This window comes from Pseudomonas monteilii, from assembly GCA_001534745.1.
Lineage (GTDB): Bacteria > Pseudomonadota > Gammaproteobacteria > Pseudomonadales > Pseudomonadaceae > Aquipseudomonas > Aquipseudomonas alabamensis.
On sequence record CP013997.1, the window covers coordinates 1302831 to 1324788 of the forward strand.

13 protein-coding genes and 5 tRNA genes are annotated in these 21958 nt (G+C 60.7%); 9 read left to right on the forward strand and 9 right to left on the reverse strand.

The window, feature by feature from the left end; translation table 11 throughout:
• Positions 1–10 precede the first annotated feature (10 nt).
• The 4 genes from APT63_05860 to APT63_05875 all read right to left on the reverse strand — a co-directional run bounded on the left by APT63_05860 (position 11) and on the right by APT63_05875 (position 4661).
• On the reverse strand, positions 11–1756 hold the full coding sequence (locus tag APT63_05860) for a GNAT family acetyltransferase (GenBank protein ID AMA45194.1): 1746 nt from the start codon (positions 1754–1756) through the stop codon (positions 11–13).
• Positions 1757–1759: 3 nt separating this feature from the next.
• Positions 1760–3547, reverse strand: a complete 1788-nt coding sequence (locus APT63_05865; GenBank protein ID AMA45195.1) for an asparagine synthetase B — start codon at positions 3545–3547, stop codon at positions 1760–1762.
• A gap of 163 nt (positions 3548–3710) precedes the next feature.
• Positions 3711–4070 carry a hypothetical protein gene (locus APT63_05870; GenBank protein ID AMA45196.1) on the reverse strand — a complete coding sequence of 120 codons (360 nt, stop codon included), beginning with the start codon at positions 4068–4070 and terminating at the stop codon, positions 3711–3713.
• Between the two features lie 3 nt (positions 4071–4073).
• Positions 4074–4661, reverse strand: coding sequence for a hypothetical protein (locus APT63_05875; protein ID AMA45197.1), 588 nt, complete (start codon positions 4659–4661; stop codon positions 4074–4076).
• A 242-nt stretch (positions 4662–4903) separates the two neighbouring features.
• On the opposite strand from APT63_05875, the gene APT63_05880 reads away from it, so the two are divergent.
• From APT63_05880 to APT63_05890, 3 genes are all read left to right on the forward strand, one after another.
• Complete coding sequence (locus tag APT63_05880) at positions 4904–7042, forward strand: ATP-dependent DNA helicase RecQ (GenBank protein ID AMA45198.1); 2139 nt, start codon at positions 4904–4906, stop codon at positions 7040–7042.
• Positions 7043–7498: 456 nt separating this feature from the next.
• Positions 7499–7936, forward strand: coding sequence for a MarR family transcriptional regulator (locus tag APT63_05885; GenBank protein ID AMA45199.1), 438 nt, complete (start codon positions 7499–7501; stop codon positions 7934–7936).
• Between the two features lie 44 nt (positions 7937–7980).
• Positions 7981–8262 (forward strand): selenoprotein, encoded by a 282-nt coding sequence (locus APT63_05890; protein ID AMA45200.1) that lies wholly within the window; start codon positions 7981–7983, stop codon positions 8260–8262.
• 11 nt (positions 8263–8273) lie between these two features.
• On the opposite strand, the gene APT63_05895 is transcribed toward APT63_05890, so the two are convergent.
• Complete coding sequence (locus APT63_05895) at positions 8274–9041, reverse strand: hypothetical protein (protein ID AMA45201.1); 768 nt, start codon at positions 9039–9041, stop codon at positions 8274–8276.
• 275 nt (positions 9042–9316) lie between these two features.
• Between APT63_05895 and APT63_05900 the strand changes: the two genes are divergently transcribed.
• The 5 genes from APT63_05900 (at position 9317) to APT63_05920 (ending at position 9876) form a co-directional block, all read left to right on the forward strand.
• A tRNA-Glu gene (locus tag APT63_05900) sits at positions 9317–9392 on the forward strand.
• Positions 9393–9394: 2 nt separating this feature from the next.
• Positions 9395–9470 (forward strand) — tRNA-Gly (locus APT63_05905).
• Between the two features lie 91 nt (positions 9471–9561).
• Positions 9562–9637, forward strand: a tRNA-Glu gene (locus APT63_05910).
• Positions 9638–9640: 3 nt separating this feature from the next.
• Positions 9641–9716 (forward strand) — tRNA-Gly (locus APT63_05915).
• Positions 9717–9800: 84 nt separating this feature from the next.
• Positions 9801–9876 (forward strand) — tRNA-Gly (locus tag APT63_05920).
• Positions 9877–9973: 97 nt separating this feature from the next.
• Here APT63_05920 and APT63_05925 read toward each other — a convergent pair.
• The 4 genes from APT63_05925 to APT63_05940 all read right to left on the reverse strand — a co-directional run bounded on the left by APT63_05925 (position 9974) and on the right by APT63_05940 (position 19324).
• Positions 9974–11056 carry a fimbrial protein gene (locus tag APT63_05925; GenBank protein ID AMA45202.1) on the reverse strand — a complete coding sequence of 361 codons (1083 nt, stop codon included), beginning with the start codon at positions 11054–11056 and terminating at the stop codon, positions 9974–9976.
• Positions 11057–11102: 46 nt separating this feature from the next.
• Positions 11103–13475 (reverse strand): ferrous iron transporter B, encoded by a 2373-nt coding sequence (locus APT63_05930; GenBank protein ID AMA47799.1) that lies wholly within the window; start codon positions 13473–13475, stop codon positions 11103–11105.
• Between the two features lie 447 nt (positions 13476–13922).
• The gene (locus APT63_05935; GenBank protein ID AMA45203.1) at positions 13923–19049 is read right to left on the reverse strand and encodes a hypothetical protein; all 5127 of its coding nucleotides are present in this window, start codon (positions 19047–19049) and stop codon (positions 13923–13925) included.
• 2 nt (positions 19050–19051) lie between these two features.
• Entirely contained in the window at positions 19052–19324 is a 273-nt protein-coding gene (locus tag APT63_05940) for a hypothetical protein (GenBank protein ID AMA45204.1), read from the reverse strand.
• Between the two features lie 1247 nt (positions 19325–20571).
• On the opposite strand from APT63_05940, the gene APT63_05945 reads away from it, so the two are divergent.
• Entirely contained in the window at positions 20572–21882 is a 1311-nt protein-coding gene (locus APT63_05945) for a hypothetical protein (protein AMA45205.1), read from the forward strand.
• Positions 21883–21958: the final 76 nt, after the last annotated feature.

The following is a 21958-nucleotide window of genomic DNA, read 5'->3' on the forward strand; positions in this document are numbered from 1 at the left end:
CTCCTTCGGGTCAGGTGATCGAACGGCTGTGCGGGAACAGCAAGTCAACGAAACGTTCGGCAGTGGGTTGCGGTTCATGGTTGGCCAGGCCAGCGCGTTCGTTGGCCTCGATGAACACGTACTCGGGCTGGTCGGCGGCGCTCACCATCAGGTCCAGGCCGACCACGGGGATGTCCAAGGCACGAGCGGCGCGGATGGCGGCCTCGGCGAGCACCGGGTGCAGGCGTTCGGTGACATCCTCGAGGGTGCCGCCGGTGTGCAGGTTGGCGGTGCGACGCACGTTCAGGCGTTGGCCGTTGGCCAGGATATGGTCGTAGTCCAGGCCGGCATCGCGCAGCGTGCGCTCGGTTTCCTCGTCCATGGGGATGCGGCTTTCACCGCCAGTGGCCGCCTGGCGACGTCGGCTCTGCGCCTCGATCAGGGCCTTGATGGTGTGCGTGCCGTCGCCGATCACCTGGGCCGGGTGACGCACGGCGGCGGCCACGACTTCATGGCCGATGACCACGATGCGCAGGTCAAGGCCGGGGTGGTAGCTTTCCAGCAGCACACGGCTGTCGAACCGTCGGGCCTGTTCGATGGCCTGGGTCAGTTCGTCCACGCGGGTGATGTTCACGGCCACGCCCTGGCCCTGCTCGCCATCGACCGGCTTGACCACGATCGCGCCATGGCTCTCCAGAAACGCCAGGTCTTCCTCGGCATCGCCCGCCAGCTGTTGCGCAGGCACCTGCAGGCCGACACCATGCAGGGCTTGTCGGGTCAGGCGCTTGTCCTGGCACAGGGTCATGCTCACCGCGCTGGTCAGGTCGCTCAACGACTCGCGGCAGCGCACGCGGCGCCCACCCAGGCTCAGGGTGAACAGGCCCGCCGCCGCATCGTCGACCTGCACCTCGATACCCCGACGGAAGGCCTCGTCGACGATGATGCGGGCATAGGGGTTGAGCTTGGCCTCGGGGCCTGGGCCCAGGAACAGCGTCTGGTTGATGCCGTTCTTGCGCTTGACTGCGAAGGTCGGCAGGTTGCGAAAGCCCAGCTTGGTGTACAGGCGCTTGGCCTGGCGATTGTCATGCAGCACCGACAGGTCCAGGTAGGCCAGGCCACGGCTCATGAAGTGCTCGATCAAGTGACGCACCAGCACCTCGCCCACGCCGGGGCGCGTGCAGTGCGGGTCCACCGCCAGGCACCAGAGGCTGCAGCCATGCTCGGGGTCGTCGAAGGCCTTGCTGTGGTTCAGGCCCATGACGCTCCCGATGATCGCCTGGGTGTCTTCGTCTTCGGCCAGCCAGTACACCGGGCCGCCCTGGTGCCGCGGCGTCAGGCGCTCGGGGTCGATGGGCAGCATGCCGCGGGCCTGGTAGAGCGTATTGATCGCCTGCCAGTCGCTCTCGGCTTGTGCGCGCCGGATGCGGAAGCCGCGAAACACGCGCTGGGCGGGCCGGTAGTCGGTGAACCACAGGCGCAGGGTGTCGGAAGGGTCTAGGAACAGTTGCTGGGGTGAATAGGCCAGCACCTGCTGGGGCGCGGCGACGTACAGCGCAATGTCGCGCTCGCCGGGCTGCTCGTCGAGCAGCGCCTTGGCCAGGTTGGCTGGGTCCGGGTAGGTGTGGCCGATCAGCAGTCGTCCCCAGCCACAGTGCACGGCACGCGGGTGATGATGCGGCTCGCTGCCATCCTCGGCCAAGCGCGCTTGCAGGCGCTCGTAGGACGGGGTCTGGCCGCGCAGCAACCGCTGGCCGTAGGACGTTTCATGGGGTTTCATCGGTCAGAGTCCTTGCTCGCTGAGCCACAGGTTCAGCGCCGCCAGTTGCCAGAGCTTGGAGCCGCGCAAGGGGGTCAACTGACCGTGGGGGTTGCTCAGCAAGGTATCGAGCATGGCCGGATCGAACAGGCCGCGGTCCTGGCTCGGGTCGGTCAGCAGGTCGCGGACCCAGCCCAGCGTGGCGCCTTCGAGGTGCTTGAGGCCGGGGACCGGGAAGTAGCCTTTCTTGCGGTCGATGACCTCGTGGGGGATCACGCGGCGCGCGGCTTCCTTGAGCACCTGCTTGCCGCCGTCGGGCAGCTTGAAGCGCGCCGGAATGCGCGCCGACAGTTCGGCCAGGCGGTAGTCGAGGAACGGCGTGCGCGCTTCCAGGCCCCAGGCCATGGTCATGTTGTCCACGCGCTTGACCGGGTCGTCCACCAACATCACCGTGCTGTCCAGGCGCAGGGCCTTGTCCACCGCCGCGTCGGCACCGGGCTTGGCGAAGTGTTCGCGCACGAAGTCGCCCGCCGCGTCGTAGTCCAGCGCCCAGGGCGCCTTGACCGTCTGCCGGTACTCGTCGTAGCTGCGGTCGAAGAAGGCATCGCGGTACGCCGCATAGGGGTCCGCGGCGCCATCGACCTGCGGGTACCAGTGGTAGCCGGCGAACAGCTCGTCGGCGCCCTGGCCGCTCTGCACGCCTTTGCAATGCTTGGCCACTTCACGGGACAGCAGGTAGAAGGCGATGCAGTCGTGGCTGACCATCGGCTCGCTCATCGCCCGGAAGGCGGCCGGCAGCTGGTCGATGATCTCGTGCTCGGCGATGCGCAGCTGGTGATGCCGGGTGCCGTAGTGGCGGGCGATGAGGTCCGAATACTGGAACTCGTCGCCACGCTCGCCACCGGCATCCTCGAAGCCGATGGAGAAGGTCGACAGGTCATCCACGCCGACCTCGCGCAGCAGGCCGACCAACAGGCTGGAATCGACGCCACCGGACAGCAGCACGCCGACGTCGATGGCCGCGCGCTGGCGAATGGCCACGGCGTCACGGGTGGCGTCCAGTACACGGTCGGTCCAGTCGTTCAGGGTCAGGTGCTGCTCATCGGCGTTGGGGCCGTACTGCAGCGACCACCAGGTCTTCTGTTCGACCTGGCCATGGGCGTCGATACGCATCCAGGTGGCCGGCTCGAGCTTCTGCACGTTGGCCAGCAGCGTGCGCGGTGCCGGTACCACGGCATGGAAGTTCAGGTAGTGGTTCAGGGCCACCGGGTCGAGCATCGGGTCGATGTCGCCGCCCTTGAGCAGCGCCGGCAGGCTGGAGGCGAAACGCAGGCGCTCGCCGTTGCGCGACAGGTACAGCGGCTTGACGCCCAGACGGTCGCGGGCCAGGAACAGGCGCTGAGTGTCACGCTCCCAGACGGCGAAGGCGAACATGCCGTTGAGCTTGGGCAGCAATGCTTCGCCCCAGGCGTGGTAGCCCTTGAGCAGCACTTCGGTATCGCCGTCGGAATGGAAGGCGTAACCCAGGGCCTGCAGTTCTTCGCGCAGCTCGGGGAAGTTGTAGATGGCGCCATTGAACGCCAACGCCAGGCCCAGGTTGCCATCGGTCATCGGCTGCGCCGAACCGTCGGACAGGTCCATGATCTTCAGGCGTCGATGGCCGAGCGCAACCGGCCCTTGGCTATGGAATCCCCAGGCATCCGGGCCGCGTGGCGCCAGGTGGTGGGTGATCCGCTCCACGGCGGCGAGGTCCGCCGGACGTGGGGCTTGATTGAAAGGGGTGAAGCGCAACTCGCCAGCTAATCCGCACATAAGTCCTTACCGGTTTTTCCGTTGGGGAAGGTGCTCCAACGTGGAGCACTCAGGTAGTGACCTGACGTGGGCGCCGAGAGTTTTAGAGCTTTTGGTTATATAGGTCCAGGATACGGCTTGCAGCCGTGTGTCGATGGGCTGCAGGAACGCTGCACATCAGGGGTTATCGACGGGTTTTCTGACGAAGGATGTAGACCGTGACGCCGACCGCGCTGGCCAGCATGAACACCCGCGCCCACGGCATGGGCACCAGGTAACAGGACAGGCCGATGCTGGCCCACATCAGCCCGATGGCCCAGGCCTTGCCCTTGAGGGGGATGCCTTCACCGCCCAGGTAGCCGCGGATCCAGGGCCCCAGGCGGGGATGCTCGATCAGCCAGGTGTGAAAGCGCGGCGAGCTGCGGGCGAAGCAGGCGGCAGCCAGGAGCAGGAACGGGGTGGTCGGCAGCAGCGGCAGGAAGATGCCGATCACCCCCAGCGCGACGCTGAGCCAGCCCAGGGCCAGCAGCAGGTAGCGCGTCACGGATCAGTGGTGGCGGGGCTTGAGCAGGGCAGGTTTTTCGTCCGGTGCCTGCAGCAGCAGGAACAGCGCGGTCAGTGCTTCGGGGATCTGCACGATCATGTCGTCCTGCAGGCTCGGCGTGCGGGCGATGTCCTCGAACTCCGGCTGCTCGTCGAACAGGCCCGAGCCGACCATGATCGGCAGCAGCATCTCGCTGACTTCTTCCTCGGCGTTCTCGAACCAGGCTTCCTCGCGCAGGAACACGCCTTCCATGAAGCCGATGCACCAGCCACGCAGGTCGGAATCGTCCGGCTCGTCGCCCAGGTCCAGGTCGCACGGCAGCTCGAATTCCTCGTCGCTGGCCAGTTGGCGCGCGATGTGGCCCTTGAGCGACGCCAGGGTGGTTTCGATCTCGGTGCGCTGCGCTTCGCTGGTGTAGCGCGGCTGTTCGGCGAACAACGCATCGATCCATTCACGTTCCGGCACGTCTTCGGCACAGATCGACAGCGCGGTCAGGTAGCCGTGGGCGGCGACGTAGTCCAGCGCTTCTTCGTGCAGCTCATCGGCGTCGAGGAAGGCTTGCAGGCGGGTCAGTTGCTCGGCGAAGGACATTACAGGGCTACCTTGGGAATAAACGATACCGAATTCTAGCACCTTGCAGTCGCCACGGGGCAAAGGGAACGCCTGTCAGCGAAACGCCTGTCGGAACCTGTGCTGGGGTATACTCGGCGGTTTTCCACCGACGTGGGCGTCCGGCCCGCGCGGCAAAAGCCGCTTACGCATTCGTGGGTGTGCCAGGCTGGTTTTTCCGTCAGCCTGTCCCCCGCAGGATCAAGCGATTCGTGGAGTTTCCAATGCTCGAACAGGCTCAGCGCGTCCTCAAGGACGTCTTCGGCTACGACAGTTTCCGCGGGCGACAGGCCGCGATCATCGAATGCGTGGCCAATGGCGGCGACGCCCTGGTGCTGATGCCCACCGGGGGCGGCAAGTCCCTGTGCTTCCAGGTGCCCGGCCTGTTGCGACCAGGGCTGACGGTGGTGGTCTCGCCACTGATCGCCCTGATGGACGACCAGGTGGCCACCCTGGACGAACTGGGCGTCGCTGCGGCCGCGCTCAATTCCACCCTGAACACCGACCAGCAGCGTGAGCTGGCCGCACGCCTGCGTCGTGGTGAAATCAAGATGCTGTACCTGGCGCCGGAGCGTCTGGTGCAGCCGCGCATGCTGGACTTCCTGAATTCCCTGCACATCTCGCTGTTCGCCATCGACGAAGCCCACTGTGTGTCGCAGTGGGGCCATGATTTCCGCCCCGAATACCTGCAGCTCGGGCAACTGGCCGAGCTGTTCCCGAACGTGCCGCGCATCGCCCTGACCGCCACCGCCGACATGCGCACCCGCGAAGAGATCGTCCAGCGGCTGCACCTGCAAGGCGCCGAGCGGTTCCTGTCGAGCTTCGACCGGCCGAACATCTTCTACCGCATCGTGCCCAAGGAGCAGCCCCGCAAGCAGCTGCTGGCATTCCTCGGTGAGCGCCACGGCAACGCCGGTATCGTCTACTGCCTGTCGCGCAAGAAAGTCGACGAAACCGCGGCCTTCCTGTGCGATCAGGGGTTCCCGGCGCTGCCGTATCACGCCGGGCTCGCCGCCGAGACGCGTGCGGCCAACCAGCACCGCTTCCTCAACGAGGAAGGCCTGATCATGGTCGCCACCATCGCCTTCGGCATGGGCATCGACAAGCCCAACGTGCGTTTCGTCGCCCACCTGGACCTGCCCAAGTCCCTGGAAGCCTACTACCAGGAGACCGGGCGTGCCGGGCGTGACGGCCTCCCCGCCGATGCCTGGATGGCCTACGGCCTGCAGGACATGGTCATGCTCAAGCAGATGCTGCAGAACTCCGAAGGCGACGAACGCCACAAGCGCATCGAGCAGCACAAGCTCGACGCCATGCTCGCCCTGTGCGAAGAGAGCGGTTGCCGGCGTCAGGCGCTGCTGGCCTATTTCGACGAGCGACTCGAGCAGCCGTGCGGGCATTGCGACAACTGTGTCGACCCGGTGCAGACCTGGGATGCCACCGAGCCGGCTCGTCAGGCGCTGTCGGCGATCTATCGCACTGGCCAGCGCTATGGGGTCGGGCATCTGATCGATGTGCTGCTGGGCAAGAGCACCGACAAGGTACGCAACTTCGGCCACGAGAAGCTGGCCGTGTTCGGGGTAGGCAAGGCCACCAGCGAGCACGAATGGCGCTCGCTGTTCCGGCAGCTGGTGGCCCGGGGCCTGGTGGACATCGACATCGAAGGCTACGGTGGCTTGCGCCTGTCCGACAGCTGCCGTCCGTTGCTGCGGGGCGAGGTGACGCTGCAACTGCGCCGCGACCTCAAGCCACAGACGGTGGCCAAGAGCGGCGGCGGCAGCCCGGCCAGCCAACTGGTGCGGGGCGAGGAGCGCGAGCAGTGGGAAGCCTTGCGCAGCCTGCGGCGCAAGCTGGCCGAGGAGCACAGCGTGCCACCCTATGTCATCTTCCCTGACTCGACCTTGCTGGAAATGCTGCGCAGCCAGCCCACCAGCATGGCCGAGATGGGCCGCGTCAGCGGGGTCGGTGCGCGCAAGCTGGAGCGCTACGGCCAGGCGTTCCTCGAGGTGCTCAACGGCGCGGGCGGCCACGACGAGGCGCCCAAGGTGGTCGTCGATCTGCGCCATGAGCTGGTCAGCCTGGCCCGCGCGGGCATGACGCCATTGCAGATCGCTGGACAGTTGAACTGCAGCGAGAAGAACGTCTACAGCCTGCTGGCCGAATCGCTGGGGCGCCAGGAGCTGAGCCTGGAGCAGGCGCTGGATGTGCCGGAGGATCTGCTCAGCGAGATCCAGGATGCGTTTCTCGACGGCGAAGGCGAGCTGCCACCCGTGTCGAGCATTGCCGCACAGTTTACCGGGCGCGTACCGGATGGCGTGCTGCATTGTGTGCGGGCGGCGCTGGCGGCTGAGTTCGAGCTGTAGTCGATCACCTTTAGCAGCGCGGTGCCTCGGCCGGCGCCATCGCCGGCAAGCCGGCTCCCACAGGAGCCAAGTCAGGCAGGGCAGGGCACAGCGATCTAGACCTCCGCACTCATGCATCGGGGCATCGCTATCCCGTGTGGGAACAACTGTCTTTTCTACTCGGCACATGCCCGACTGCATGCGGCGCCTGGCTGGGCCCTATCGCTGGCAAGCCAGCTCCCATCCAGACCTCTGCAGCCATCAATGTAGTCATGGCTGCGCAAGCCGCTTGTGGGGGCTTGCCCGCGATGGCGGCGGTGCAGTCAGCCTCGGTATCGCTGGTCTGTCGAAATGATCCACGCCCGCCAGCGTGCCAGGCCACGAAACGGTAGGACGTTCCCTACATCGAAAGCCTTGCACGCTGCCCAAGGCCATGGTTAGCTGCCTAATAATTAGTTTCGATGATCGAGTGACCCTATGCCGCTGACCAACAACCAACACCGTTTCGGCATGCAGCTGGCCCAGATGTCGCGCGGCTGGCGCGCCGAGCTGGACCGTCGGCTGGCCGGGCTCAACCTGTCCCAGGCCCGCTGGCTGGTGTTGTTGCACCTGGCCCGTTTCGAGGAAGCGCCGACCCAGCGTGCATTGGCGCAGAGCGTGGGGGTGGAGGGGCCGACCCTGGCCCGGCTGCTGGACAGCCTGGAGGCGCAGGGGCTGGTGCAGCGGCAAGCGGTGGCCGAGGATCGCCGGGCCAAGAAGATCCAGCTGTGCGCGCCCGCCAAGCCCCTGATCGAGCAGATCGAAACCATTGCCAACGCGCTGCGCGTGGAGCTGTTCGAGGGCGTCAGCGAGGCGGATCTGGAAGTGTGCATGCGCGTGCATGCCAAGATTCTCGACAACCTCGAGCGTTCCTGACGCTGCGGGCGCCTCTTCATCTACGAACAGGAAACCGTCTTCCCATGAGCCTGCACAAACCCGAAGTCGTCATCACCTACTGCACCCAATGCCAATGGCTGCTGCGCGCCGCCTGGCTGGCCCAGGAACTGCTGTCGACGTTCGCGGACGAACTGGGCCGGGTCGCCCTGGAACCGGCCAGCGGCGGCACCTTTCGCATCACCTGCGGCGGGGTGCAGGTCTGGGAGCGCAAGGCCGATGGCGGCTTCCCCGAAGCCAAGGTGCTCAAGCAACGCATTCGCGACCAGATCGACCCTGAGCGCGACCTGGGCCACAACGACCGTTAAGGCAGTTATCTTCAGTCGTACAGCGCTCTTTTCTTCCAGTTCTCGTCTTCGTCCGTCTTGAGGCCCTGGGTCAACTGGTTGTCCTCGTCCTCGGTCGGCTCCAGCTGATCCAAGGCCTGTGCATTGGCACGGGCCAGCAGTTTCTCCAGATAGGTCAGCTGCTCCTTGTACACCGCAGGCTCAGGCTGCTTGCTCAGGTACTGCACGCCGCGCTCGAACGCCAGCCGTGCCTGGCCGGGCTCCCCCTTGACCAGGCACTGCTGGCCCAGGTTGTTGAAAAACTCGATGTGCAGCAACACCAGTATGTGCTGGATCTGCTTGACCCAGTACTTGCCTTCCTCGCGCGTGAGCACGTTCTCGTGGGTGGCGCGCACCACCTGATGGTGCAGCACCTCGAGCAGCACCCGGATGTCCTTGGCCTTGGCTTCGCTGCCGATCGGGCTCGGCGGGTTGTTCACCGGGATCTTCTCGCCCAGCGCGACCAGTTGCTCGAGTTCGGCGATGCGTGTCTTGAGCCGGACATCGCGCTTGTCCAGTGCCAGCAGGCGCTGGTTCAGGTCCAGCTCGATACGCGCCAGCAGCAGCTTCAATGCAGGGCTCATGAACTGCCCGGGGAAGGTCTCGCTGATATCACCACAACGCCGCTGACGCTCGTTGAGGTCGATCTTCAGGCGTGCGCGGTCGAGCCGGGTGTTTTCCACCAGATTGTTGAGGTAGCCGATGACGATCAGCAGGGCAATGCCCGCCACGACCAGCAGGGTGATCAGGAATGGTGTCACCGGTAACGCCTCTGTCAGATTTTGCCTGCTTGGAGTGTAGTGAGTTCGCGTCGCAGCGAATAGCGTCCGAATGAAAGAGAAGAGGGCTTCTGGGTACAGGCTTCATGTTTGGCCCTGAATAGAGGGGGACATCGCACTGACAGCGGGCGCGAAGTGATTGATTTGAATAAATTTATACAAAGGGCTTGACGCTTCTTCGTGGCCTCCCTAGAATGCGCGCCACTTGCAGCGCAAAGCATAACGCCAGGCGATGCAGGCAGTGAATGTTGTAGCGTGTCCCCTTCGTCTAGTGGCCTAGGACACCGCCCTTTCACGGCGGTAACAGGGGTTCGAGTCCCCTAGGGGACGCCATTGCGGGAATAGCTCAGTTGGTAGAGCACGACCTTGCCAAGGTCGGGGTCGCGAGTTCGAGTCTCGTTTCCCGCTCCAGTTTCTCCGGCAACGCCTCACGGCGGGGCAGGAAAAGAAAATCCAGGCTGAATCGTGAGGTTCATGTCGGGTGCACTGAAAAGTGTCGCGTGTCCCCTTCGTCTAGTGGCCTAGGACACCGCCCTTTCACGGCGGTAACAGGGGTTCGAGTCCCCTAGGGGACGCCATTTGCGGGAATAGCTCAGTTGGTAGAGCACGACCTTGCCAAGGTCGGGGTCGCGAGTTCGAGTCTCGTTTCCCGCTCCAGTTCAAGACTGTGGCGTCTATACGGTGCAGAGGTGGTGAAGGTCGTCATGGCGCTTCACGCCAAATGTTGTAAAGCGTAACACTGCGGGAATAGCTCAGTTGGTAGAGCACGACCTTGCCAAGGTCGGGGTCGCGAGTTCGAGTCTCGTTTCCCGCTCCAATACAGAAGCGCACCAGGGAATCTAACATTCCTCTGGTGCGTTTTTTTTTGCCTCATGAAAAGCCTGGCCATGGTGAGCAGACCATGGCCAGGTTGCTCAGCGGTATTCGATGGTGAAGTTCAAGGCACCTTTGGCTTCGCCAGGCGTCACCCTCGCGTCTGTCTGGTAGTAGCGGGCGCGCAAGTCGAGGCGCGTGATCCCAGGCGTGACGCCGACCATGTCCACGAACTCCTCCAATCTCAACGGCGTATTGTCACTTCGCAGGACTTGAATACCGATCCCGTTGGCGGTCGAGTCCGTGGTCAAGCTGATGATGCCCCTGTCCCGATCTACCGGTATCGAGCCGTCCACGCCATCCAGGCGCATGAATGCGCGCGAGACACTGCCTGCCGGGTCATCCTCGCAGTCGCTCAATGTGATGAAGAAATCGACCGGGTTGGTGGTGCTGCCCTGGCCCGTGAACTGGGCAAGATCATGGGTACCCAGTTGTACCGGGTTGGCGCTGACGGCATCGGCCTTGAGCGTGCACTGAGCTTGCTGGACTTGCCCTGTCAGCGTCAATCGCACGGCATCTCCGACATCGGTGATGGCGCCTCTTACGACTTCCTGATTAAACGTATGGACGCCTGGCGGTATGGCATCGGTCTTGATCAAGGCCACATACTTGATGAAGAGGTTTCCCATACGCATTGCTACAGGAAGCATTTTTTGCTGGTTTTCGCCTATGTAAGGTACCGCACCGACACCATTGTCGTTTGCCTGAAACGCGTTGCTGGCAGGTGCGTTGAGGAAACTGCCCAGCTCAATGTACAGACCCACCCCTGGGATGCTGGTTTGCAGTACCTTGCCATCCACCCTTTTTCCATCTACATCCGGGAAGGGGCCGGGAGCGATCGGCAAGGGTGTGTTCATGTTCGCTGTCAGTAAACGATTTCCCTCATTGTCACAAGTCAAAAAAAAGCCAGGCCCTGGTACGCCGATGAAATCGGCGGAGTAGATCTTGCTACCTTTGAGGGCATCACGTGCCACCCATAGAGGGCCGCCCAGGTTATGTGTGAACTGCAGGGGGCCAGGGGTCGTCTCCCATTTGCATTCTGAATCGGCAAGCGCTTGACTCGACAGAGTCATTAACGTGGCCGCAGCTGCGATGCCGATGAAATGACGTGAAAAAGAAGGCATGATCGATTCCTGTGGCAAAGTCTGTGGCATTTTCGTACAGACCCGGTCATGGCGCAGGGCAGCGCAAGGTCTGTACGCGGTAGCCTTGGTCTTGCGGCATGGTTGCCGGGTCTATTTGCAGCAGACAACGTTGTTGAGTGCGATCACCCCAGCGCGCTTCAAGGACTTGTGCGTGGGTGTCTGTGGCAATCAGCGCCTGGCCGGCCTGACCTACCACTGCCAGGTGCTGACCCTTTTGATCGTTCACCTGTGTGCCGAAGGGCAGAGGGCTGCCGTCTGCGTGCTGCAGGGTCAGCACCAGGCGAGTGACTTTGCGCGCCTTGAAGCCTGCCAGGACGACCGCGCCTCGGCGGGGGACGACCTGCATGGCGCCGTTCTCGATTTCCACCTCCGGATCGAGCTGATCGGTTTGCAAGGTGACTTGATTGACCCGGTAGGGGCGCATATGAGGTGCCAGGATGTAGCCGCTCTCGTCGGTGCTTGCCCCAGGGGCATTATCGACGCCAACGCCAGGTACGTCAGGCACATGTACCAGTGCACTGGTCTCGCTCAGGAACTGCCCCAGCACGAGGCCATCGGCGTGCGCCAGCACTGCGCCACTGGCATTGATCGAGACGCTACGGAAGTTGTCTGCCTCGGTATACCCGGCGCCTACGTTCACCTTCTGTGTCCGGTAGCTCATCGAGACGGCAGTCGTCTTGCGCTGCTGCTCGTCATTGGCCAGCGATGCCAGGTAACTCAACCGGTTGTCCTGTGAACCGCTGCTCAGGGTCGCCCGTTCGCTGAGGCGACCATTGCTTTGTTGTACATCGAAGCCCGCAGTGGAAGGCGCGCTCCAATCCAGTGGAACGGTGACCCCGAGCCCCAGGATGCGGTCGCTGCCACGGTTGTCGCTCAATGCCTGCGAGGCATACAGGTTGATACTGACCCGACGGTAGTGGGTGTTGAACTGCAACTGATACTGGCGTCGTTGGCGATCGGTGTTCCAATAGTCGTCCTGAGACAGGGTCAGGCTCAACGAGCTGCGGTTTCCGAACGACTGGTAGATCGAGCTTTCCAGACGACTGCGACGGTTGCCCTGAAAGCGACTCGAGGCGTTGCGTTGCTGCACGGCTTCATCGAACTCACGGTAGCCTTCCGTGGAGTAGCGATAGCCTGCGAAGCGCAGGCTGGTGCCGGTCTGGAAAGCCTTGCCGTAACGCATGGCATAACTTTGTCCCTGTACGCGCCCCCCTTGCTCGCCCAGGTCGGTGTTGGCTTGAGTGGCGTCCAGGGAAATGGCGCCCAGAGTGCCGAAGTCGCGTGCAATACCCACATTGGCGGCGTCGTAATACTCGCTGCCCATCAGACCGCCATACAAGGTGGTACCCCACCGGCCACCGCGAGCGAGGGTGGCTTGCCACAACGCAGGGTTATCGGTCTTGTCTGCACCGTTGTAGCGCCCGACCACCAGGTTGTAGCGCCATACCCCTTCGCGCAGCAGGTTGCTGAGGGTAGAGTAAGGTTGTATGAAGCGGCGTACCTGGCCATCGGCCTCGGTAAGAACGATTTCAAGGTCGCCATTGCTGCCACTGACACCCAGGTCGTCGATTTCGTAAGGGCCAGGGGCTACATAAGTGGAGTAGATCGGGTAGCCGTTCTGCAGGACTTCCAGCTTGGCGCGGGTCTGGGCCACGCCGCGTATCACCGGCGCATAGTTTTGCATCACGTCAGGCAGCATATCCATGTCAGTGGCCAACTGGACGCCTCTGATCGGCACGCTTCGGAAGACATCGCCGCGGCTGAAGGCCTCGCCCAGGGTCAGCGTGCCCCACTGCCCGGGCAGATCATGTTGGGCATAGGTGTTGAAATGTACCCAGTCCTGACCTTTACCGCTGTCACGCCAGCTCTGGCTACTGCGCAAGCGCCAGCCACCGAGGTTGATACCGCTATTGAGGTAGAGTTCGTGGCTGCTGTGCGAGGCGGCGGCAGCGCCGCTGAAACGCTGCGCAGAGGCCTGGTAATTGACGAAGGCGACATTGATACCGTTGTCCCAACGTTCGGGTGCGACGTTGCCGGCCACATCGCGGCGCAAGGCTATCTGTGGGATGGAAAGCGCCAGTCGCAGCTGTCCAGCGTCCAGGTCGTACGTGGCTTCTGGTACCCGTGCAGGCAAGTCCACACAACGCTCGTCGCTGGGCAAGGGTTCTGCCAGGCCCTGTTCACGCAGGCCCAGTTCGCGCAGCAGATTGGCGCTCAGGCAAGGTTCCAGCCCCTTGCCATCGTCGCGTGCTTTGAAGTCGATGTCATGCTTGCCGGCAGGCGCCAGGTTGACCAGCACGTCGACCGAATACCGACCAGGCGCAAGGGAGGCCTGAGGAGTCAGAGTCTTCAAGGCGGCGACGCTGGCATCTTTGGCTTGGCCAGGGGACTGGCGCATGAAGTTGGGGTTGAAGTGCAAGGGGCGCTCTTGCGCAATAGCCCTGTCGGCAAGCAAATAGGAAAAGCTGTAGCTTACAATAGGAAGTAGCAAAAGCGTCCGAAAGTAAGTCGGTGGGAGGCTGCACTGTAGGGATCTTTGCATGCTCAGGCACCGTGGATGTGAGTAGCTTGAAAGGCTTCCCTCCACTAGAAGGTTAGAGCCAATTTGCCAGCGGAATGAAAAGAAGCAGCACGTTACAGATCTGGAAAATAAAAAAATGTAAGAAAATTCCGATATGTAAGGCGATAATTTCAGGGTGCCTTGGTGTATCGAAACAGTGTCGCGCTGGACGGTGTAGGTAAAGTCCAGCGCGACGACCGTGCTGCGTTGATAAAGACGTGAAGTGCTCGTTACGCTACGTGAAGTCGAGCGTTATCCAAGCAATCCTCGCCGTTTTGATATTGCCTACTTGCCGAATCCCAGACTATATGGCCAGCCCTGATAACTAGAGAACCCAGTTTCCTCCCAACGGCCAGTTTTTGGGTTGCGAACAAAGCCCAACTGTGAACCCACGCTAACAATTTGTTTAGGTGAGCCCGGTGGTGAAGTCACAGTTTCACCGAACAATAGCTTGAAATGATCGTCGTCAAGGGAGTCTAGTGATCTTGTAGAGCCAACGCTTCGGAGTGATGGCGCTGGGGTCATGGATGTTGCGGCATCTGCGGTCATGGATGTTGCGGCATCTGCGGTCATCCTAGATGCAGTCTGTGTGGACACCTCAGCGCTGACACTCATGGCGGTCGTTTGAGTGGCTGCATCAGCCTGGTAAGGTAGCGCTATCGCACGCTTTACAGGGAAGCGAGCAGGAGTCGTACTTTTGACACGTATCCTGTAGAAGACATCTCCTGCTTTGGCATTGGCTGGCGCCCCCATGTCCGCACCCTTGGCACGGGCTGGCATCCTCAGGCCCGCACCTTTGGCCCCCAGCCGGCTATAAGCCATGACCCCGAGAGTACTCAGCGCGCTAGCCACTCCCAGATAAAACGACCAGTTATAGGCCGCCTCGCTCCCGGTCGCCAATGCCGCCACGGACGTTGCCGTAGAGGCTACGTCTAGGGCAAGGCTGGCAGCCCCCAATGCAAAGGCCATGGTCAAACCTACAGGCGGCAACAGCACGAAGCTGATCACTGCAAAGACAACACCCAGTGCTACACCAAGCCAGGATCTCCAATCCCCCTTGGGCTTCAAGGGAATGGGGGGAATGTAGGGGTACTCCACACTATTGCGCATGCCGTAGTGACCACTGGGGTCGTGCCAGTTGACCGGGTTGGCGCCGCAGTACACGTACGGATTGATGCCGGCCAGTTCAGGCGAAGCCGTGTCCGGACTGTGGAAGCGCATGAGCCCAGGGTTGTAAGCGCGATAACCACGCCCTAGCAGCGACCAACCCAAAGCGCGTTCACGGACCTCTCCGTTGAAACCGAGCAGGCCTATCAACTGATCGTTGTCCGGCGCGTCACCATAGGGCGTGTACGTCGTGTCATGCAGAGCGTCGGGGCCACATTCGGCTGTCACGCTGTTTACCGCGTCGGTCAGGAATAGCCGGTTTTCCGCAGTGCACCCTGGGCGCTGCAAGCCCATCGGGCGATCTCCGGCATAGAAGTAGTCGGTGGCGCCTGATGCGTCGCACGTACGGGTTAACCGATAACCTTGGTAGCGACGAGAAATCTCCGCGGCTTGTCCATGGGTCACACCGATCAGATCGTTGTGACCGTCGTAACGGTAGCGGTACAAGAGTTGACTTTCGTCCGCGCTCCTGACTTCACTCAAACGGCCACGATCATCGTAGACCAGGCGGTTGCCTTGCTCGTCGTTGAGCAAATTGCCTTCGGCGTCATGGTCGAACGTCCGGCATACCGGGTAGTCAGGTTGTAGCGAGTGCACGACTTTTGTCAGGATGAAACCTTCGTAGGTGTACAAGGCTGTGTCGGACGTGCCGTCGACGAAGTCGGTGTAGCACTCAGTAAGGTTGTTCAGCGCGTCATAGACGAAGATCTGACTGGTGATAGCCCGTCCCGCCGCATTTCGCGGCAGAAGGTGCTCGTCGCCGGTGCATTGATACTCCTCCAGTCGGTCGAGGGTATCGTAGATAAAGGTTTCGGCGAGTACCTGTTGGCTGTCACGAATAAGCTTACGAGTGTGCAGTTGGTCATCGTCCTGCCACGTCAGCACGATCTGTTGTGTCAGCACCGTGTCGTCTTTGCGACTGAGCGTTTGCTCGCGTTTCTCTTCTCGACCTAGCGCGTCGTACGTTTGTTCGCATACCAGCGTCTGTTGATGGACCAGATCCTGAGTCGTGGTTTTCCAAAGCCTTCCGAGCGTGTCGTATTCTAACGTAGCGACCAGATTACCTTGGTTGATACATTCCAACTGACCCATGTCGTTGTAGGTGTGACTGACAGCGATGCCGTCACTTTCGCTGTAACCCAATAGCAGGCCTTGCAGCGAATGGCGGTAATCGCAGTGATGCGCACCGGCGTCCTGGCCCTTCCATTGGGCCTTGTGCAAATAACCCTGGTCAGTGTAGGTGTAGTGGTGCTGGCCCTGTTCATCTTTAGTCATGCTGAGGGCCGCGGTTTTTGTATCGTAATCGAATGTCGTGCGTTGCTCGGTGTCCACGTCGATCTGCGTAGGTTGAAGGGAGCGCGTGGCGCGGTAGTGGTAGGTAAAGGTACGCTGTGCAGTCGTGCGGCTTTCCAGCAACGATGTGTTGGGTTTGTACCCGTAGGTTTCCTGCTGTTTACCCGCTGTCAAAGACTTCAGGCGATCAAGACCATCGTATGTCCGTTTCCAGGCGAGCGCAGGCTTGGCGCCTTTGCGCGGCTCGACCAGCAGCTGTTCGGCCAGGGGGGCGGCGCTGTGCAGCGCGAACTGGCTGAGCACGGCCGACTGGTCCGGCCGTTCGGTACGGGTTACTCGGCCTTCAGAATCGTAGGTATACGTATTGACCCGGCTAACCAGCTTGCCGTCCCGCTTGAACGTGTGTGTTTCATGCGTGCAGCGTCCCAGTCCATCGTAGCTGAACTCACGTTTACCCGTATCGTCCACGCGGTATTGGCAAGCCGGCTTGTCGAAGCGGTTGCTCTCGATGACGTGCTGCTGCTGGCGGACCTGCGGCTTGTCCGGTGACTCCATCCAGCGAGTAACCACATCGCCGGTTTCGCCAAACGGCGAGAATTCACTGTGCTGGGACGCACCATTGGGCAGTGTGGTCTTGCACAGTCGGCCCCAGGCATCGTATTCGAACAGGGAGGTCAATGTCAGCGTCTTGCCGTCATGGTAATCGAACGTCGTTTCTTCGCGCAGTTGGCCCAGTTCATCGTACGTGCGCTCTGTGACGAGCTGGCACCGCCGTGGCTTTTCAGTGTCTGATGCGGTCTCCGGAGGCGTTGGGTCTTCCGTCTCGCGCTTCTCGGTCACCATTCGGCTGCAGCCATCGTGCGTGATGATGGTGACCACGCCCGTGCTGCTGGTGATAGTCTGGGAGGCCAGTCCGGCAGCGCCTGCTTCGGGGTGGGTGACCAGTCCATATGCATAACTGACGCTGGCTTCATCCACGCCCTGGCCTGGGGCAACGGTTTCCTCCACCAGGCGAGAAAGGACGTCGTAACGCCGACGAATGCTGTTGCCGGTCTCGTCCTCTTCATACACCGGCTGGCCATGCAGGCTGGAGGCGGCCGAACGCGTAGTTTTCTGCGTCAGATCAAAGCCTGTGATCGTTTCGTCGGTCCAATATTCAAGACCGTACGTTTCGTCGGTTACTGTGCGGTACGTCCACTCGACCCGAGCACTACGACTTTCGATGGCTCGACGTACCGGATCCTCACCGTCGTCGTCGCCGTAGCGGGTCGTCACTTGATAGTCGGGACGGCCATGCAGGAAGGCATTGTCAGGCGTGTTCAGGTACGTCCGCTCCACCTTCAGCAACACCTGCTCGCGCTCCTCGCAGCTGTCAGGGTCAAGCACAAGCAGCACCTTTTCTTCGCAAGGCGCCAGCCATTGGCTCACCTGGCCAAGCCCAGGCAATACTGGATAGGCCTTGTAAGTCAGCCGCGTGCGCTGTACCGGTGCCTCGCCAGGCAAGCCCTCTGCGGGGTAGACCGTCTTGGATTTGACGTTTCGGACAAAACCCTGCGGGTCGGGCGGACATGCCCAGGCGTCACCGTCTTTTTCGCCTTCCTTGTCGTAATACGTATAGGTGGTGCGCACGCCCGTGGGGGCTTGCTCTTCGATGACGTTGCCATAATCGTCATACGATGTGGTGGCGGTTTCCACCTTCAACTGGCTGGCATCATCGTGCAGCGTCCAACGCTTGGTAATGGTTTTAGGCAACTGGAAATAACGCGGCTGGTCATCGAAGCCATACCCAAGGCGTTCGTGAAAGACAGTTTCGGTTTCTTCGACATGGCCTGCCTGTTCGAGCGTTTGCCGAGTCAGCAGGTGGTAGCGATTGAATGTCTGGGTCTGTTTGCGTACGACCTTGCCTGCTTTCCAGTAGTGGGCGGTGACGCTGTACCGATACGAGGCAGATGCGCGGTATAGATTGTCCTCGCCATCGTCGCGCCAACTGATCGTACTGTTGCTGCCCACGAAACTGTGCTCGACCTGGGCGCCACTCTGTTCATCCCGGTGACTGTAGGTGTAGGTCGTTTTCAACGGCGGCTGATTGGCGCGCGGCTTGACCTCATGGGTCGTGACTCGCGGCAAGGCCCTTTGCGGTTGCGTGCCCGGCAGCAGGTGGCCCGGATCGCCATTCTCGCCGTAGTACACATCTTCAATGGCGCCTGAAGGCGTATGCACCTTGGAGAGGCATCTCAGGCCTTGGGCTGTGGTATAGCCGAAGCGCCAGTTACCCCCTGTTTCGGAAGGCAACATGACCTGCACCAGGATCCGATTCTCAAGTTTGAGCTGATAGCGTGCGAAAGGCTGGCCATCGTCGCCGGTCCCAGGGCGTATATCGAAAAACACCGAGCCGTTGGAGTACGACAGCGCAATCAACACGTGCCCCTTGTCATCGACGATCTTTTCCAAGCGCCGGTTTTCAGGAATGTAGCTGAGCGTGATCCCATGGCCGGAAGGCGCCATGACCCGGGTGGGCAAGGCAATGGGGTTGTCAACGCCGTGCAAGGTCAGGACTTCCACGAGGCCGGACTTGTGCATTACACGGTAGGGTCCCTTGTCATCGGCGCCATCGTCATGAAAGTGAAAGCTATGGATTTTCTTTTCACGAATCGAAGGTTGAGGACCTGTACCGGTGACTTTGTAGCTTTCACCAGTATGTAAGCTCAGCATTCGGGTAGCCGGCACATAATGGGTCATAGCCAATTGCCAACCCTTGCCAAACCCTACGTCCGCTTGGTTATACGGGCTGTATGACAAGCGCAGGGGCAGGCCAGGACCGATCAAGTCATTGCCGGTCGGCATGGGCAGGTCGATGGATAACATGTACTGGCCCGTGCGCTGATCGACATGGTTACGCACGAAACTTTGGAAGTTGGTGGCGTTGCTGTGCATTCCAGAGACGTCGGCCATGATCAGTTGCTCCTAGGTGCCATGGTGACCACGACGCACGTCAGATAATAGTCCCACATAGGGGGGCGTTTGCCGCCGAGGAGCCTAAAGCCTTTGCTGTCCGCTCCGCTGTCGATGCCTTTGTTGTACACGTAGCCAGGACGCTCCGCAGTGCCTGAGTAGTCCAAAATTTTGTCGATGCCTAGTTTTTCCAGTGAAGCGTTGGGTCTGGTCGTGTCGAGCTCAATCCAGCCAGCAAAATCGACTTTGTTACAACTGGGATCGTTAGTCAGCAAAAACTTCGATTTGATCGGTACATTTCGAATACGAATAGAATCGGGACGCATAGGTTTTTTATCGACTCGCGGACACAGGTTCGGGACGATTAGATTGACGGTCTCACCACTGCCCACTGCAGGCAGTTCCAGCCTACATGACTTTTCTGTGTCGTTATCGACTTTTTGATAAAGCACGAACTCAGGTATCAGGTCATCGGAGGGCGTCGTCCCCGGGCTGGCCGACACAAGGGCACTGCCGAGAAACAGCGGTGTGATAACCAGAAGGCGCTGAAGAGATGAGGGGGCGGCGAGAGAACAAGTCAGGGAACGTTTCATCGTCGAGGCTTCCAATAGGGAATAGTTGAAAAGGCGTGCAGGTGAATGAATCGTTTTAACGGCACGCGGTCGTTGTCTACGCGAAGCTTAGTGAATCTAGGGTGCTGGAACACCTGTCAGAATTAACAGGTTCGTGCAGCGATAACGCTCCGTGGGTGTGTCTTTAGCACGTCTTTGAATGTTTCATCACCTGGCAGATCTATCAGGTTGGCATGTTCGTGGAAATCGTGATGCCTAGTAATTTTGCCAGTAGCTGTAACGGCAGAAAGCCTTGAGACTCGGGACATCTTGATTTCGTAGAGGACAGGGTCATGGCTTCCCAACCATCACAGCCAACAGATAGGGCTTCCCAGCCATTGCAGACAACGGATAGTGCTTCACAACCATCACAGCCAACAGATAAGGCTTGCCAGCTATGGCAGCCACTGAACATAACGATTGGCAAGGCTCCCCTTCAACCCGCGCCTCACATACCTCTGCGCAATGCAAGAGGTGAGATTGATGTGAGTCAGTTAGGAGATAAAGACCCCCTGAACTGTGTGATCGAAGATGCTGACGTTAAAGGCGGCCAACCGCTTTATCCGGTCTGGCGTGGCCTGGCCGCTGACGGTACGCCATTCGACTACGTGAGCGGCTTTGTAGAAGTGCCTATCGATTATGAGCAGACTCGACGAATGTGCTTTTCCATCGAGAACCGGTATGTAACACCTTATGCCGGTGGTTGGGCCTTCCTGTCTTATAAAGTGGGAAGTCCAGCAGAAGCTATACCGGACTCAAGACGTATTTTTTGCTACATAGGCCTGCGTGATCACGACACGGAGGCTGAGGCTTTACCTGTGGCGCAGGTGCCCCTATCGCATGCGCGCGTCATCGGGTTTTCAACCATAGGCAGGGATGGCGTGAACGTATGGGCATCACCTTACCGTGCCATGCAAGTGGGTGATACGGTCGAGTTGACCATGCGTAAGTTTGATAAGGCAGGCGGTGAAGTCGATCCGGTTCGCGTCGTGCATGAGGTGACCGAGGCGAACAATCATGAGCCTTTGCAATGGCAGTTCTCCAAGTCGCAATTTATCCGGATACTAGGCGGACGCGTGGAGTTTCAATACCGCATCACATTGGCCGCGGGTGGGACGCAGGTTGAATCGCCAGTACAGACCATGGAGGTCCTGGATGATCCGAGTCCTACGGAGCGATTGCCTGCGCCTTGTGCCGACGACGTTGCGGATAAGCCTGTTGATCCCGGTGACTTTCTGGAGGGCGTCGTTCTCCGTGTACCTGTGTATCCAGACATCCAGGCAGGTGACCATCTGTTAGTGAGTTGGCACCGACCCGATCAGTCAGAACCGCATGTGCAATTTGCACGCATGGACGCCAGTAGTCTGAAAAGCAAGGAGACCGTATTCCGGATCGATGCAAGTATGCTGGTGCTTGGCGAGCATGAGATTGTTTACCAGTACGCACGCACAGGCGTTGAGTTGACCTCCCATCCCTTGCGTATCGAATTCGAAACTCCCCGCGTCCTGCCAGCGCCTACGATCACCAAGGCTCGAGCGGACGCTATTACGGGTACCCAGGTACTACGGGCTGACGACGTGCCTATGGGGGCCTACGTGGAGGTACCCGACGTTTCGCTGCGGGATGGCGAATACTTTGAAGTTCATTGGGATGGCTATATTCACAATGGCAAGCAAATCACGCACACGCCAGTCGAAACAGGGGGGCGAAAATTCAAGATAGACCCTGGCGTCGTGGCTGCAAACATGCACCCGCTCTACGAGAATAACAGCCGGCGTTTCAATGTGTTTTACGTGATCGTCGATAAAGACGGCAAGCGCTCGGCACCTTCTCAAATGGTCGACTTGCGTGTTCACCCCGCTACCCTGAACACCAACATCACATGCCTAGAGGCGAGAAGCAACGGCGAACTGTGGGCTTCCGACCTCCAGCCCCGGCAAGCGGCGAGGCTTCAGGTCAGTGGCGCACGGCTCTGGACATTCGCGGCGCCCGGTCAACTGTTTAGGTTGGCCATTGAAGAAGGTCCGGTATTGCGTGATGGGCAGCCGGTAAGCGGAAACGAAAATAACCAGGGCCTGATAGAGGTACTCCTGCGCAAGGCAGTGTACGACACCCTCCCAGACAATCGGCAATTCACCGTGCTGGGGACGGTCAGTTTTGATGAGGGCGACAGTTGGCACGCGCTTCTGCCGTTGCGCTTGATTCCTAGGAAAAACAAGTGAATGAACGTGTCGCACGCGCCCGCATTGAAAACGGCGCAGGCGAACGACGCCTGACGGTTATGCAAACTACGGAGAA